Below are 16032 nucleotides of genomic sequence, written 5' to 3'. Positions count from 1 at the left end.
TCAGGATTGGATCTGGCAGCCAGCAAAACCCATGTTGACCGCCAGGCGGTGGGCGAACTCACGTTCCAATTCGGGAAAGTCCAGACTTGCCGGGTCCACCCAGTCGGTGAGCTGAGTCATTTGCAGGCCATTATAGCCGCACGGGTTGATCCGCAGAAACGGCGTCATATCCATCGCGACATTGAAGCTCACCCCGTGATAGCAACAACCTCGGCGCACCCGCAGGCCCAGAGACGCAATCTTCCGGCCTTCAATATAGACGCCGGGGGCATCCGGACGGGCCGCAGCCTGCAGATTTCGCGCGGCGAGAAATTCGATCACGGTGTTTTCCAACCGGGTGACCAAATCTCTCACTCCTATATCGGTGCGGCGCAAATCCAGCAGCGGATAGGCCACTATCTGCCCTGGACCGTGATAGGTCACCTGCCCTCCCCGGTCCGTCTGCACCACCGGGATATCACCAGGATTCAGCACATGCTCGGCCTTGCCCGCCTGCCCCTGGGTAAACACTGGCGGATGCTGCACCAGCCAGAGTTCGTCTTGGGTATCCGCATTGCGCTTATCAGTGAAATCCCGCATACGCTGCCAGATATCGGGGTACGGCTGTACACCGAGCAGACGGGTGGTTAGGGTGAGGGATTCGGATATGGAGGACACGACAGTTACAGCACCTACTACAAAGCGGCCACGATCTTACAGGACCATCTGCACCGCAGGATGTTTTTTCAGATCGACAAAAATCGCTTCCAGTTGCGTCACACCAGTCGCAGTGATCACCACATTGACGGATTCAAACCGGCCATTACGGCTCGGCCGGATTTTCATAGCGTCGCGGTCGAAATCCGGGGCGTGACGGGTAAACACTTCCACCACATGGGCGCGGAAGTGTTCCGAGGATTCCCCCATCACACGAATGATGTAACCGGGACAGGGGAATTCGATTTTAGGCGGTGTTGGATCGCTCATTAGCCAAAAAATCCTGAGAAAAACAGAACCAGACTATCCCACAAACGGGCAAAAAACCCGGCCTTTTCCACTGCATTCAGCGCTACCAGCGGAGCCTTGTAGATCTCCTTATCTTCCAAAGTCACGCGCAGTTCGCCAAGTTTCTGCCCTTCTGCCACAGGCGCAGTGATGCGGCTGTCGACGACGATTTCCGCTTTCAGCGACTCAGCGGAGCCGCGTGGAATGGTGATCATCACATCTTTATCGACACCGAGAGCCAGGTCTTTTGCCTGTCCTTTCCAGACGCGAACCCGGCTCAACTCCTGGTTTTTGCCGTAGAGACTGTGGGTTTGGAAATAGCGGAAGCCGTAGGCCAATAATTTGGAGGACTCTTCAGCGCGCACTGACTCGGATTTGGTGCCGAGCACCACTGAAATCAACCGCATCCCCTGACGCTGGGCGGACGCCACCAAACAATATCCCGCTTCGTTGGTGTGGCCAGTTTTGAGGCCGTCCACTGACGGATCGCGGTGGAGCAACAAGTTGCGGTTGGGCTGATTGATGCCGTTGTAGGTGAAATACTTTTCCGCGTAGATCGGATAGTGCGCGGGGTGATCGTTGATAACGGCACGGGCAAGCGTCGCTAGATCGCGGGCGGTGGTCAGGTGACCCGGTGCCGGCCAGCCAGTGGCGTTAACAAAATGGGAAGAACGCATACCAAGCAATTGCGCGTATTGGTTCATCACCTCCGCAAAAGCCGCTTCGCTGCCGGCCAAATGTTCAGCCAGAGCGATGGAGGCGTCGTTGCCCGATTGAATAATAACGCCGCGCAGCAGATCTATAACTGGCACACGGGAACCAACCTTGAGAAACATGGTAGAACCACCGCTGGTGGTGCCGCCGCGACGCCAAGCGTCTTCGCTGATCAAGACAGTATCGGTTTCTTTGATTTTGCCGCGTTCAATTTCGTCCGAGACTATATAAGCCGTCAGCATCTTGGTCAGACTGGCCGGTGGCAATTGTTCGTCTGCGTTTTGCTCGATCAAAACTTCACCAGTGGCAGCGTCCATCAGCAAATAAGCTGTAGCGCTCACCTGCGGCGGAGAGGGAATGATCAGAGGGGCCGCATTAACGAAAGATGTGGTGAAAATCAGGCAAAGCAATAGAAATCGATGGGGAAAATTCCACTTCATGATAGATATAAGCCCAAGATTTGTTTGAGTGGGTGCAGCGCGAAGCCGCGCATTGTAGCAGCTATGACGAAGGGCGAAAAACGATAAAAGACGCGCCCCGCCCCGTCGCTTAAGTGCCTTAAGAGCCCCGTCTTGGCGCGGAGTTCAGTTATTCTTCCTCCATGCTGGAACTTATCTCCCTATTTACTTCTTCTTTCATTGCCGCAACGCTCCTACCCATGGGGTCGGAAGTTGCGCTCTACGTCCTATTGCAACGGGGTTTCGATCCACTCCTGCTGCTTGCGGTCGCCACAATGGGTAATACGGCAGGTTCAGCGGTGAATTGGCTATTGGGGAAATATCTGCAAAAGCTAAAAGACCGTCGCTGGTTTTATTTCAACCAACAACAAATTGAACGCGCACAGCACTATTTCCAAAAGTACGGCCAGTATTCCCTGCTGCTAGCCTGGCTGCCGGTGGTGGGCGATCTGCTCACGCTGGCAGCCGGTATTTTTCAAGTGCGCTTTGTGCCGTTTGTGCTTCTGGTGGGCACCGGCAAAATACTGCGTTATCTGGTGGTGATTTACTTGGCTAATTAGTAGCCTACTTAGGTACCAAGTATGATGATTTACCGGATTATTACTCGAATCCTGTGTAGGTAATGATGGTGTAAATACCTATCAACATCAGAATCCAGAAAATCACTCCCAACACAATCCAAATAATATTGACTGCCGTCAAAACACTATTGGTCTCTCCGCCAGGATCTTTGGATGCTGCGTTGGCCGCTTTTTGCACCTGATATAACACGCTGCCAACGACCCAAATCGTGAAGAATGAAACAACATCGGAAAACGGACTGCCAATATCTCGGGCGGCCGCCCGATCAGCGCCGTTACTCAGCAGAGAAAAAACGACATAAATCGTTGCCAGCAGCCCCGGGCTAATCGGCGGGGAATATCCCTGCTCATCCGCCATATTGCGGATGGACCGAAACAAAGAATGGGCGAAAAAAACCGAAAAAATCGCACGCGGAACAGGCCAGATGGACGTCCCTGTAAAACGCTTGTACTGACGCCAGTGTTGGTAAAACCAATACAGGCTGTAGATACCGAAGGTCGCCGCAAACAGGATCCAGAATTTTTGCTTGGACACTACATAAAACGGCTGATGGGATTCTTGCGATATATCCACCTCGGACTGAGGCGGCTGATAGATATTGTCGGACATGGATTCTCCCTGCGGTCATGATGCTATTCGGCAGAGTATAGATTTGCCGTGAACCCTATGTCGCGCTGTTAAATCTACTGCCTATAGCTGTTAAATCTACTGCCTATAGCAGTGCGACAATTTGCCACATTGACCCTTTATGTATGTGGCATAAAGTGAATAGGTTCCATAAACCATTCACGACGGACCTGCGGGTGCAATGATAAGAAGTTTGTCTCCATCAAAATTTAATCATTTCGCTCAAAAAACACACAAGCACACCACAGTTACTTTCGCCGCCCTGATCGCAAGCGCGCTCACAGTACCCAGCTACGCTACTCACACCCCGAGTTCCAACATCGAAGAAGTTCTAGTTTGGGGAGAGCAGAAAACCAGTGGTCAGGCGGGCTATACCAATCCAACCAGTCTGCTGTTAAAAGAAGATATGGCGACCATCAATGTCGCCACTACCGAAGACATTGTGAAATATGAACCGAGCCTGGTGATTCGCCGCCGTTTTATCGGCGATGCCAATGGCACCTTGGGCATGCGCGGTTCCAATATGTTTCAAACCTCGCGCTCCATGGTGTTTGCCGACGGTGTTCCTCTGCACTATTTCCTGCAAAGCCGCTGGAGCGGCGCGCCGCGCTGGACCATGGTGTCCGCCAGTGAAATAGCCCAAGTCGAAGTAATTTACGGACCGTTTTCCGCCGAATACAGCGGCAATGCCATGGGCGGTGTAGTGCTGATCGAAACCGGCATTCCGCAGGAGCGGGAAATTCATCTGGACGCAGGATATTTTTTCCAGGATTTTTCCGCTTATGGATTTAGCGATACGCTCGACGGCTACAAAGCATTTGCTTCTTACGGTGATAAATTCGGCGATTTAAGCGTATATGCGTCATTTAATCGTTTGGAAAACACCGCCCAGCCGCAAACCTTTTATTACGGCAGTAACTCCTCTACTCCGTTGGACAATCCGGTATCCACAAATGGGGGAATTATCAGTTTTAACGAACTGAATGATCCGGTCGTGGTGTATGGCGATACGGGCGTTATCGACAATGTTACGGATAATTTCAAAATCAAATTGGGCTACGAATTTGGCAATTGGCAAAGCCTGCTGAATATCGCCTACGAAGATCGCAATGCGCTAACGGATTCGCCAAATTCCTATTTACGCGACGCAGCGGGAAATACTCTTTGGCGTGGTAATGTAACGCAAGAGGGTCAAACGTTTTCGATTCCCACTAGCCGCTTTGGTATCAGCGAACAAGACCGCCGCAGTCTTTCCACCGGATTGCGTCTCAAAGGTGATCTCGGCCATCACGTCAAATTGGAAGCCAATATCAACCGCTTCGCGATTCTGGAAGACCAAACGCGTACTTCCGCGCGCAATCCCGCCGACCCGGCATATGATCTAAAAGGTTCTATCACGGAGTTTGACGATACTGGCTGGCAGACTGCGGATATCAAACTGTCTTTAAGTGACTTGGGAATATCCGGCCTGAATATTGTGAGTGGCCTGCGGTATGAAGTCTACGAGCTCAATATTCTCGGCTTCGATTCGGAAAATTATCTGCAAGGAAGTAAAAGCGATAAAACCAGTCATAGCGGCGGACAAACCGAAATCAATGCATTTTTCACGCAAGCGAACTGGGATATCAACGACGCGTGGGATTTGTCACTCGGCGGGCGCCTGGAATGGTGGCAGAGCCGTAATGGTTATTATTGGGATAACGAAAAAAATCTTGTACCAGGGCAAAAGCAGGATAAATTCTCACCCAAATTCGCCATCGGCTATAAACCCAATGAAAATTGGATTCTGCGCTATTCGCTCGCCCGGGCTTATCGTTTTCCTATAGTCGAAGAATTATTCCTGCGCTATCGCGATATTCGCGGTGCGGGTACAGATTCCGATTCATCTCTGCAGCCAGAAAAAGGCCTACATCAAAATGTGCTGATCGAACGCACGCTCGACAAAGGTTATATACGACTGAATATTTTTCACGAAACCATTAAAGATGTGATCGAAAATCAAACCAATACAGCCACATCGGTCACTTCGTTTTTTCCTATCGACGAAGTGGAAACCTTTGGTGCCGAGTGGATTGTCAATGCGCAGGATTTATTGATAGACAAGCTGAATATTCGCTTTAACGTCGCTTACACGGAAGCGGAAATTGTCAAAAACAGCGCCAACCCAGCATTGGTAGGGAAAACCCCGCCGCGCATGCCGAAATGGCGCGGTAATTTATTGGCGACTTATCACATCACGGATAACTGGGATGTAGGTACGAGCTTGCAATACGCCAGCGACAGTTTCGGTCGCGCAGATAATCTCGACATTCGCGACGAGGTGTACGGAGCGCAGGATGCCTATACCCGAATCGGGCTTAAAACAAACCTCCGGGTGAATAAAAACTGGAAAACCAGCTTGGGCGTGGACAATCTCACAGACGAACTTTCCTACGTGGCACATCCTTGGCCAGCGCGGACATTTTATTTGTCGGCGGAGTGGGAGTTGTGACAGACATTTATCAATAGCACGTTCCGCCCTCCCCAAATAAACTCGTGCCATAGAAAAATCGGAGACGAAATTAAAATGACTAAAAACCCCACCGCCTCGCTCTACCGCACTTTATGGCGCTGGCATTTTTATGCGGGGATTTTTTGTTTGCCGTTTGTTTTGCTATTGGCGATTTCCGGTACGGTTTATTTATTTAAACCGCAATGGGAAGCCTGGCGGGATGCACCTTATCGCGATTTGGCAACTTTAGGCACCACTACCGCCGAAGAGCAGATTGCCATAGCTCTGGCTTATTTTCCCGATCATCAGTTTGTGAATTACCGCCTGCCACAAACGGCCAACGAAGCTGTGATTGTCACTCTGCAAAAAGGCGACGAGCCAATACGTGTTTATGTTCATCCCTCCACTCTGGAAATTCTCCATAGTGCACCTGTAAACAGCGAATTTATGCAGCTGATAAAACGTTTTCACGGCGAATTATTGGCGGGCGATGTGGGTTCCGTATTGGTGGAATTGGCAGGTTGTTGGGCGATTGTGCTGGTTTTAACTGGCTTGTATTTGTGGTGGCCGAGAAATGCACACGGCATGGCCGGCATTCTCTATCCGCGCTTGCGCCAGGGCGCGCGCATTTTTTGGCGCGATGTGCATGCGGTCACCGGTTTTTGGGTCGCGGGTTTTACGCTGTTTTTATTAATCAGCGGTCTGCCGTGGTCCTTGGTGTGGGGCAGTGTCTTGAAAGAGCTGCGCCAAATGGATTCGCATGCACAACATCAGACGCATTCGCATGCACCGCATCAGATGTCAACACAGGATTGGTCGCTGCGCAGCAATGAGCATCACCACTCCACGCCACATCACCTATTGCCGTATTTGCCCCAAGCGCTGGTGGAAAACGCCCGGGCATTACAATTTGCTCCTCCGGTGGAACTTTCGCCAGCCCAGGACCGCCCCGGAACCTGGGCGGTGAAATCCCAGGCGCAAAATCGTCCTTTGCGCGCCGATGCCTGGTTGGACGCAACTACGGGTGAAGTACTGGAAATCAAAACCTTTGCGCAACGCAAGCCGTTGGACCGCGTTATAGGAGTCGGCATTGCCGCGCATGAGGGACAATTATTCGGCTGGTTGAATCAATTATTGGGGGTTTTCACTACCGTTGGGCTTAGCCTTATGTGCATCAGCGCTTTTGTCCTTTGGCGCCGGCGCAAACCGCTCGACGCTCTCGGTGCCCCACCGGCTCTTCCTGACCCCAGAACCGGAACGGTGGTCAGCGGAATTATTGTGCTGCTTGCACTTTTGCTTCCGCTTCTTGCCGCTTCGTTATTATTCATTTTGTTGCTCGAGTGGCTGATCTTGCGGCGCGTGCATAGCGCGCGACAATGGCTGGGATTGGCAAAACCTTAATGAGCAAGCTCGCCAAGCTCTGCTAAGCTTTAGGCTCTTTATATTTTTATGCTCACTGTTTACTGATATGCGCCAAGTTCCAGATACCAGCCCCATTGTCTATATTGTTGACGACGACAGCATGATGCTGGAAATTCTCGGCACCTTGATCGAAACCATCGGCGCCCGCACGATTAGTTTCAACAATGCGGAAAGCTTTCTGCAGGAATACCGTCAAGGTCCCTGTGAATGCATCGTCTCCGATATGCGCATGCCCGGCGTGAGCGGTTTACAGCTACACAAACAGCTGCAGAATCTGTACCCCTTTCCTCCCCCACTGATTCTGGTCACCGGATTTGCCGAAGTTGCCGCCGCGGTAGAGGCGATGAAACAAGGCGTTTTTGATTTTGTGGAAAAACCCGTTAATGGCCACCAGTTTGTTGAAAAGGTTCAAGCCGCACTCAACCTGAGCCGCGAACTGCACGACAAACGCATGCGCCGAGCGACGCGGGAAGCGCGTCTTGCATTGCTGACAACCAAAGAAAAAGAAATTCTCGATGCGGTATTACGCGGTTTATCCAGCCGGGAAATTGCTGAGCAACAAACCTTGAGCGTGCGCACTGTGGAAAACCACCGTGCTCACATAATGTCCAAATTGCGCGTCAAATCCGCGGTGGAATTAATTCGCGAGTTCAACAATATTCTGTAACACCGATTTCTTTAGGCAACATCACCCAGTCTGACTGAGTACTTATACTCATACCACTCGCTTCGCCTTCCGTCCAAAATATGAGCAATAGGACCGGCTTGCTTGCGCAAGTCGAAGGATCCTCGACACACTCCGGGCTGGAGGCATTGCGTACATGAAAGTCGAAATCAAACCACAGGACCATTTAATTCACGTCTGCCTGAGCGGCGCTTCGGCTCCTCAATCCGCTCATGTTCGTCACGCTGTTTCACACCTCACTGCCCAAACTTCCGTTGCCTTAGCTTTGGATCTCAGCGGATGACTACAAGCTGCACCGGCACCAATGTTTTTTCTACCCGCCGAGTCTGCTCGCTAGACCGGTTGGATACGCACGCAGAATTTCACCTCGACGACTTTAACTAGAGCCACGGGAATCGCCTATGTTGCCGCCGATCTTACAGGATGCCCGCAGCTCCAATAATTCTGGGGGTACACATAATTCCGGGGGCGCAAAACAAGCCATAGCACTGGATTCCATACAGGGGTGCCGAGCCGTTCTCGCAGTGGACGACAACCCTATGCAAAAAGCCAATCTATCCAATTGGCTGCGCACCTTTGGTCTCACCGATATTCTGATCTGCCGCGATGGTCAGCACGCGCTTAGTTTCACCAACGAACTGAACGAGCCGGGCTGCCTATTGATTCTCGACCTGGAAATGCAGGGAATGGATGGCATTGAGCTGCTGCAACGCCTGTACGAGCAGGAAATTGCCCCCGCTGTGATTATTTTGAGCAGCGCCGATGATGTATTGCTGAGTGCAGTGGCTACTATGGTGGAGGCCATGAATTTCAATTTATTGGGGGCACTGCAAAAACCGCTGACGCCCGTGGATATCTATATAGCGCTGGACAAGTTCCGCGCCCCCTCATGTGACATCTCTGAACAACCTGCGGAAAGCCAACCGAAAAAACTCATCGATCCCCTGCGTGAAGACCTGGATCGCGGATCGATCCAACTGACATTCCAGCCGAGACTGGATATTCAAGCGGGCTCTTTTGCCGGAGTGGAAGTGATCGCCCGTTGGCACACCGACAAGGGCGAAGTGCTATCCGCCGAGCATGACGGGTTGCGAGAGCGGCTGACCTTATTGCAGCTGAAACAAACACTGATCTATATGGCGAAGTGGCGCATCGCCGGCCACCCTATGCCGGTGGCACTGCAATTGTCTGCCAAGGCGCTCGGCGACCGGCTCCTAACCAATCACATCATGGGGTTGGTGGAGCGTTACAATGAGGACCCACGCCTGATCACCCTCGAAATTTCCGACAGTGCGCTGATGGTGGATTTACCTCATGCCCTAGCCTCCATAAGTCGTCTACGCTTAAAGGGTTTTGGATTTTCCATTGACGACTACGGAACCGAATTCTCGTCCATGCAACAGCTCGCGCGCTTTCCCTTTACCGAATTGAAAGTCAGTCGCAACCTCATTCGCGGGGCATTGAGCGACCCATCTCTTACGCCTCTGTTAGAGGCCGCCGTGAACACGGGGCGACGACTTGGCATCACTACCATAGCCGACGGCGTTGCTACCGTCGAACAGCTGCGTGTATTGCGCCAAATGGGCTGTCGCCAAGTGCAGGGAGACGCTATAGCGGAGCCCATGCCTGCCAACGCCCTGCAAGACTGGCTTCAGCAGTCGTTGACTAGTGCATTGAGCTTATGCCGACCCTGACACCAGACGACCGGGCGAGCGGCACACCAAAGAAGTCTTCCAAGGTCGGTCGTGATCGCGCCTGCATCCTTGGTTACAACCCGGTCGTTCTCTACGCCCTGATCGCCATTATCGTCCTCGGTGTGATCAGCCAGATTGCCTTGCGCAAGATCTATCAACGCCAGGAAACCTTTGTCCAAAACCATCTGCAAACCACACTGCGCTCTCTGGATCAGTTGCTGAGCACTTGGCAAAGGCAACATGCGGGCTCGATCCAAGTCATCACCAATTCATCCAAAGTCCGCCCCCTGCTGTTAAACGCCCTGCGGGACAAGGGGCCTCTGTCGGCCAGCGATTTATTGGATGAACAGCTTTATCCCCTGATGCAACCCCTAGGATATGAGGGTTACAGCGTTTTTACGTCCGACTACACACTGGTAGCGTCAAGTAGTAGAGCTTATGTCGGCACCCAGGCGCGACGAGCTCAGACGATGGAGGCCCTGGTACGTGCCGAGGCCGGATTGCCCGCGATTACAGCCCCGCTTGGCGCACGCAGAACACTGGATGGCCCCACGGGCACTATGCCAGTTGGGACCTTGCTGCAGCTGATGTGTGTAACCGTGCCCGGTTCGGAAGGAGTTTCCCTCGCTGGTTATTTTTGTTTTCGCTTTAATCCTTATACCGGCTTTTTTCCCATTTTTGCTAGCGTCGCCAGTGGTGAGACAGGCGAGGTATACGCCATCGATAAAGAGGGCAACATCATTACACCCAGCCGGTTTCTCCCCGAGCCGAGAACATATTTAAGTGCAACGGTTCCTGGTACCAATCCCCAACACCTGACGCTCGCGGCGCAGCGCCTGCTGCAAGACAAGCATTTCCAAACTGACTCCCCCTACAGTGACTACCGCGGCGTGCGCGTGGTTGGTGCAGGACACTGGCTGGAGAGCATGAACATCGGCCTGATCGCCGAACAGGACTACGAAGAGGCCTTTGCCTCCTATCTGGCGGCGCGTGATGTGATTATCGCCCTTACCTTGAGCGCCAGCCTTTTGTTGGTACTGCTCTGCGCCAGTTCGGTTATTCACCGACGAGCACTGGAAATTCGTGAAAGCCGCTTCCGCTCACTGCTGGAAAACATTCCCACGCCGGTTTATATGAAATCCCTCGACGGCAGGATCACAGTGCTGAATTCGTCGTTCTGTGAGATGGTGGGTCAAAAGGCAGCGGATTTATTGCGCGCCGAAACGCCCAGCCAGAAAATTCCGGATTGGCTGGCACCGCTGTTTGATGGCGATACAGATCTGGACAGCGCGCGCTCCATTCCACAAACCGTGGAGCTGGAACGACCTGATGGCGAGCAATGTTTTTATCGTCTGGTGCGCTTCCCCGTCTTTCTGCAACACTCCGACCGCTCACAAGCAGTGGCTACGATTATTGTCGACGACACGGAAAGAACCACGGCGGTGCGCCAGTTGAGCGACGTCAATCTGCATCTGGAGAAACTGGTCGAAGAGCGCACCCACGAGCTTTGGCAGGCCAAAGAGACAGCGGTTGCCGCCTCCAAAACCAAAGCCGATTTCCTCGCCAATATGAGCCACGAAATCCGCACGCCACTCAATGCGGTGCTCGGACTTGCGCATTTGTCTCTCAACGAAAATCTGCCCGCCAAAGTCCGCAATTACCTGATGAAAATTCAGGATTCCGGCCGTCACCTGTTGCAGGTGATCAATGACATTTTGGATTTTTCCCGTATCGAAGCCGGCAAGATGCAGCTGGATCAACGCGATTTCGAATTGCGCAAGCTGCTCGACAGTGTCGTCGATCTGGTGTGGGACAAAGCGGTAACCAAGGGGCTGGAGATAAAGGTCACTGTCGATCCGCGCCTGCCGCGCTTTTTAAACGGCGATTCTCTGCGCCTCGGCCAGGTGCTGATCAACTTTATGGCAAATGCCGTAAAATTTACCGAGCAGGGCAAAGTTACTCTGACCGCCAGCTTGGATGAATCCAGCGATTGCGGTCACGTACCTGTGGTATTTGCGGTTGAAGACACGGGCATAGGAATCGAACCGGACAAGCTCAGCGTGCTCTTTCAGCCGTTTCATCAAGTGGACAACTCGAGCAAACGCCGCTTCCAGGGCAGCGGCTTAGGCCTTGCCATCTGTCGCAATCTGGCGGATTTGATGGGCGGAACAGTGTCTGTGGAAAGCTCTCCCGGTGTCGGCAGCTGTTTCCGACTCAATCTCTGTTTAAAACCGGGCACTACCACGCCAGTTGCATCCCCTGCTCCTGCGGCAAACCTGCCAAAAGTGAAATGCCGGGTTCTGGTGGTAGAGGATGACGCCCTCAACCGGGAAATCATCGAAAGCTTTTTGCTGGATTTCGGCGCCCAAGTGGTCAGCGCTGCCGATGGCGCCAAAGCGCTGGAATTGTTTGCGCAGGAAACCTTTGATGTGGTTTTGATGGATATGCAGATGCCAGGTATGGATGGACTGGAAACCGCCACACAAATCCGCGCCCTGCCCAAAGGCGCCCATGTGCCGATTATCGCCGTCACCGCCAACGCTCTGCCCGGCGATCGCGAACACTATCTCTCCCAGGGAATCAACGACTATCTGGCCAAACCCTTGGACGCCAAAGAGTTGCATGCCCTGCTACTGCGCTGGCAGCCGTTCAGTCCGGAAACTCTCACATCCGCGGATTCGCTCGATAGTCTGCGCAAAGCCGGCGTGAATACCACCCGCGCGCTGCACCATATGATGAACAATAAAGAGCTTTACCACCGCATGCTGAAGCGCTTTGTCACCGAGCGGCAAGACCTGCCGCAGCAATTGAACGACGCGTTGCAAGCAGGGGAAATGGGTCAGCTGCGCGATTTAGTACATAGCCTCCACTCCATAGCCGCAGCCCTTGGGCTGGATCAACTGGCCGACTACGCCTCCCGCCAGGAGCAGGTCATCGTCAGCAGCAAAGGCACTTTGGATATCGACGGCCTGAACACCCAGTTCCGCCGCGATCTCACCTTGCTGCGGGCTTGGCTGGATCAGGCGGGAATTGCCGAACGGAATAATTCCTGAATCCCGTCAAATTGGGACAGGTTCGGTTGTCCCGTCCCATTCCCGCCTCTATGCTTCGCGTCTGTCCGTTATGAGATTTGCACGAGCACCCATGCGTTCACTGTTTATCTGCATTTTGCTGTTTTCACCTGGCGTACTTCTGGCTCAATCGGAAAATGCTGTGGTTGATCCCCATCGCGAACAAAAAATCTCCCTCGGCAATATTTTGTTTAACGACCCTTCTCTCTCCAATCCGCCGGGACAATCCTGCGCCACCTGCCACAGACCCGACCTGAGTTTTGCCGAAGATAAAGTGGTCAGCGAAGGCGCGACCAAAGCGCTCGGTTCCCGCAATGCTCCTTCACTGATGTATGCCAAATTCAGCCCGGTATTTTCCTATGAAGATTGGCGCAGAACCTGGGTGGGTGGACAATTTTGGGACGGTCGCGCGGATACGCTGGCAGAACAAGCGCTCGGCCCTTTGCTCAATCCGGCGGAAATGAACAACACAAAAGAAACACTCGCCACCAAATTGAGCAATGTAAGTTACAAGGGAATGTTCGGGCAGATTTACGGCAAAGACGTTTTTGCTAATAGCGAACATTTAATCGCCGCAGCCGCAGATGCATTAGAGGCATTTCAGCAGAGCGACATTTTTGCGCCTTTCACCTCGAAATTCGATTACGCGCAAAAAGGTTTGCTGGAATTAACCGAACAGGAAAAACTTGGGCGCAAACTCTTCGACACCAAAGCCTCCTGCATGGATTGCCACGCTGGGGCTACGGAAGACGGCAAACTGCTTTTCACATCTTTCAGCTACCACAATATCCTTACGCCACCCAACGCGGCACTGAACAACGGCGTCCCTGATCCCGGCGCAGCCAATAATTCCAAATTAAATGCGGAAGAAAAAAAGGTGGCCCAAGGCCGCTTTAAAACCCCTACCGTGCGCAATATCGCCAAAACGGCGCCCTATATGCACAACGGTGTTTTTAAAACTCTGCGGGAAGTTATCGAATACTACAACGATGTGGATGACCGAAAACGCTGGGGCCCGGCCAGCTTTGCGGAAACCAAAAGTCATATGCTGAGAACCAAGCTGGAACTGACCGAAGAAGAAATCGATGCACTGATTGCGTTTCTGAATACTTTGACGGACGGATATCCATTGCCACAGCAAACGGCGAGTTCAGAGCAGCGCAACCAATCCACCAATTAAATTTAGCTCTTTGCGGATTTTTATATCAGGCGATTTTTATATTAGGTGATTTTTATATTAGGTAATAGTGCGCCGTATTGTCGGCGAACATTTCACCCAACAGCGCAAGACTTCTGCCACACTCCACGCCTGTGCGATACAACCGCGCGGTGTGAATGGAGCTTCTGCATCGAATATTTCACTGATAGAACCGACTCCCGCCTCGCCTAAATGCTGCTCAAATCCTGCTAAAAATTGCCGTGCGCCGTCGCAGTCATTGGGATGGAGTTTTAACCAGGCATCGATAAACGGCCCGATTAACCAACCCCATACAGTGCCTTGATGGTAGGCGGCATCGCGCGTCCATAAATCACCGCGATAGGAGGCTTTGTAATCCGGATGTTCCTGTGAAAGCGAACGCAGGCCAACAGGCGTCAACAACCGGTGCTCCACCACATTCATCACGGATGCCCAGCGCTCTTCATCCAAAATGGGAAAATCCAGAGAGATGGCGAATACCTGATTTGGCCGGCACGCTTTATCTGAGCCGTTTGGCCCGTCGATCACGTCGTATAAATAGCCGCCCTCGTCGAACCAAAAACGTCGATTAAAAGACTGGCGTGCACGCAATGCGTGTTCGCGTAAATTTGCGGCTTGCGCGGGATCTTCATCATTCAACCATCCAGCCAAAATATTTAAGGCGTTGTACCAGAGAGCGTTGAGTTCCACCGCTTTTCCTCGGCGCGGCGTCACCACCCAATCTTTGACTTTGGCATCCATCCAAGTAAGCTGATAACCCTCTTCGCCCTGCCGCAACAAACCATCTTCCGGATCAATGCCAATATTAAAAAGTGTTCCGCGCAAATGATGTTCAACGATGGAAAGCAATTTCGGCAGAATGACCCGCAAGGTTTCCCGATCGTTGGTTATACGCATATAGCGCGAAAGCGCATGAAAAAACCACAGGGACGCATCCGCCGTATGATAAAGGCCGGTTTTGCCGTGTTCGGGAAACATGTTGGGAATCAAACCATCGCGTACATATTTGGCAAATGTCCGCAAGATAAAACTGGCTTCATGATGGCGACCAGTGGTAATGGTCAAACCTTCGAGACTGATCATGGTGTCGCGGCCCCAATCGGTAAACCAGTGATAACCCGCAATAACCGTTTTCACTTCTTCACCACTGGCGCGCGCCCGCGCCGCCTCTTCCGCACGACCCGCTGGCGTAACAATAAATTGATCCGCCGCCAATACCAATTCCGCCGGCAATCCAGCGTCTGCTGGAATCGATGCCATATCAAGCAAATGAAAGCGGCGTTTTACTTCCAGATCAAACACCTCTTCCGGCGATAACAGTCGCAACGTTTCCGGCGATTCCGTAGAGCAGGTAAAAGTAACCTCAACACCTTTTTCCAAGGTAACCGCAAAATATCCGGGACTCCAAAATTCACCAACAGAGGTATAGCCGCGTGCTGCTTCAAGGCGGAAGAAAATATCATTGCGACGGCGGCGATCAATGGTAAAAGTAAAATTGCCACCCTGCATTTTCAGATGCAGCGGCGGAAATTTTTCGCCTTCCAAACGGAAATAATCGTCGTGAACACTGAATACATATTCACTGGGATCGACGAACATGCTTTCCACTGCCGCCTCCTGTGGGCGGAAGTTGACTGCAGGCCGCAATTCCAATCTCACAGGTTCGGTGCACTCGAGAACTTTGTAGCAAATATGAACCGTATTTTGCTGATACGGCAAATAAAGCCTTTTCTCCAACAACAGACCTTCAATTTCATATCGCCATACGGGCAGACCCATTTCCAGGTGAAATGACTTCAACCGGCGCAACGCGGCAAATTCCATTCGCGTATTGTGGATTTCCTGTTCGGTGAGATTAATTTTATTACCGTTGCTGAATATCAAAGTTTCCAGCACATGGTTCAGCATCACGGTGCGGCCGAGCGGTGTTGGTAAAGCGGCAACTAACAAACCGTGATAACGGCGCGTGGCAATTCCGGAAAGTGTGCCCGAAGAATATCCACCAAGCCCATTGGCTACCAACCATTCCTCGGATAACGCAAGTTCATCTTCTGGAGACTCGTCCCGCCAATTAACTCTCCGCACAATCATTTGGGACATAGAGTT

12 protein-coding genes are annotated in these 16032 nt (G+C 52.2%); 7 read left to right on the top strand and 5 right to left on the bottom strand.

Features of this window, described 5'->3' with window-relative positions; all coding sequences use genetic code 11:
- From lipB to DWB84_RS15125, 3 genes are all read right to left on the bottom strand, one after another.
- Nucleotides 1-579: a lipoyl(octanoyl) transferase LipB gene (gene lipB / locus DWB84_RS15135; RefSeq protein ID WP_370589736.1), complete on the bottom strand. Its 579-nt coding sequence runs from the start codon at nucleotides 577-579 to the stop codon at nucleotides 1-3.
- A 114-nt stretch (nucleotides 580-693) separates the two neighbouring features.
- A complete protein-coding gene (locus DWB84_RS15130; protein WP_187410648.1) occupies nucleotides 694-966 on the bottom strand; it encodes a YbeD family protein in 273 nt (90 codons plus the stop codon).
- The gene (locus DWB84_RS15125; protein ID WP_187410647.1) at nucleotides 966-2138 is read right to left on the bottom strand and encodes a D-alanyl-D-alanine carboxypeptidase family protein; all 1173 of its coding nucleotides are present in this window, start codon (nucleotides 2136-2138) and stop codon (nucleotides 966-968) included. Before DWB84_RS15125 ends, DWB84_RS15130 begins: the two co-directional genes overlap by 1 nt.
- Nucleotides 2139-2299: 161 nt before the next feature.
- Between DWB84_RS15125 and DWB84_RS15120 the strand changes: the two genes are divergently transcribed.
- Nucleotides 2300-2716, top strand: a complete 417-nt coding sequence (locus DWB84_RS15120) for a YqaA family protein (RefSeq protein WP_187410646.1) — start codon at nucleotides 2300-2302, stop codon at nucleotides 2714-2716.
- A 40-nt stretch (nucleotides 2717-2756) separates the two neighbouring features.
- On the opposite strand, the gene DWB84_RS15115 is transcribed toward DWB84_RS15120, so the two are convergent.
- Nucleotides 2757-3347 (bottom strand): hypothetical protein, encoded by a 591-nt coding sequence (locus tag DWB84_RS15115; protein ID WP_187410645.1) that lies wholly within the window; start codon nucleotides 3345-3347, stop codon nucleotides 2757-2759.
- A 211-nt stretch (nucleotides 3348-3558) separates the two neighbouring features.
- Here DWB84_RS15115 and DWB84_RS15110 point away from each other — a divergent pair, with 211 nt between their 5' ends.
- The 6 genes from DWB84_RS15110 to DWB84_RS15085 all read left to right on the top strand — a co-directional run bounded on the left by DWB84_RS15110 (nucleotide 3559) and on the right by DWB84_RS15085 (nucleotide 13908).
- The gene (locus DWB84_RS15110; protein WP_255429017.1) at nucleotides 3559-5856 is read left to right on the top strand and encodes a TonB-dependent receptor; all 2298 of its coding nucleotides are present in this window, start codon (nucleotides 3559-3561) and stop codon (nucleotides 5854-5856) included.
- A 75-nt stretch (nucleotides 5857-5931) separates the two neighbouring features.
- Nucleotides 5932-7257, top strand: a complete 1326-nt coding sequence (locus DWB84_RS15105; RefSeq protein WP_187410643.1) for a PepSY domain-containing protein — start codon at nucleotides 5932-5934, stop codon at nucleotides 7255-7257.
- A gap of 67 nt (nucleotides 7258-7324) precedes the next feature.
- A complete protein-coding gene (locus DWB84_RS15100; RefSeq protein ID WP_187410642.1) occupies nucleotides 7325-7945 on the top strand; it encodes a response regulator transcription factor in 621 nt (206 codons plus the stop codon).
- Nucleotides 7946-8364: 419 nt separating this feature from the next.
- A complete protein-coding gene (locus tag DWB84_RS15095; RefSeq protein ID WP_187410641.1) occupies nucleotides 8365-9657 on the top strand; it encodes an EAL domain-containing protein in 1293 nt (430 codons plus the stop codon).
- Nucleotides 9645-12710 carry a response regulator gene (locus tag DWB84_RS15090; RefSeq protein WP_187410640.1) on the top strand — a complete coding sequence of 1022 codons (3066 nt, stop codon included), beginning with the start codon at nucleotides 9645-9647 and terminating at the stop codon, nucleotides 12708-12710. The genes DWB84_RS15095 and DWB84_RS15090 overlap by 13 nt, the downstream gene beginning before the upstream one ends.
- A 91-nt stretch (nucleotides 12711-12801) precedes the next feature.
- Nucleotides 12802-13908, top strand: a complete 1107-nt coding sequence (locus DWB84_RS15085; RefSeq protein ID WP_187410639.1) for a cytochrome-c peroxidase — start codon at nucleotides 12802-12804, stop codon at nucleotides 13906-13908.
- A gap of 57 nt (nucleotides 13909-13965) precedes the next feature.
- Here DWB84_RS15085 and DWB84_RS15080 read toward each other — a convergent pair whose 3' ends face one another.
- On the bottom strand, nucleotides 13966-16026 hold the full coding sequence (locus DWB84_RS15080; protein WP_187410638.1) for an amylo-alpha-1,6-glucosidase: 2061 nt from the start codon (nucleotides 16024-16026) through the stop codon (nucleotides 13966-13968).
- Between the last annotated feature and the right edge of the window lie 6 nt (nucleotides 16027-16032).

Origin of the sequence: Saccharophagus sp. K07 (assembly GCF_014336955.1) — a bacterium.
Lineage (GTDB): Bacteria > Pseudomonadota > Gammaproteobacteria > Pseudomonadales > Cellvibrionaceae > UBA5868.
This window is presented reverse-complemented; position numbering and strand designations above follow the sequence as displayed.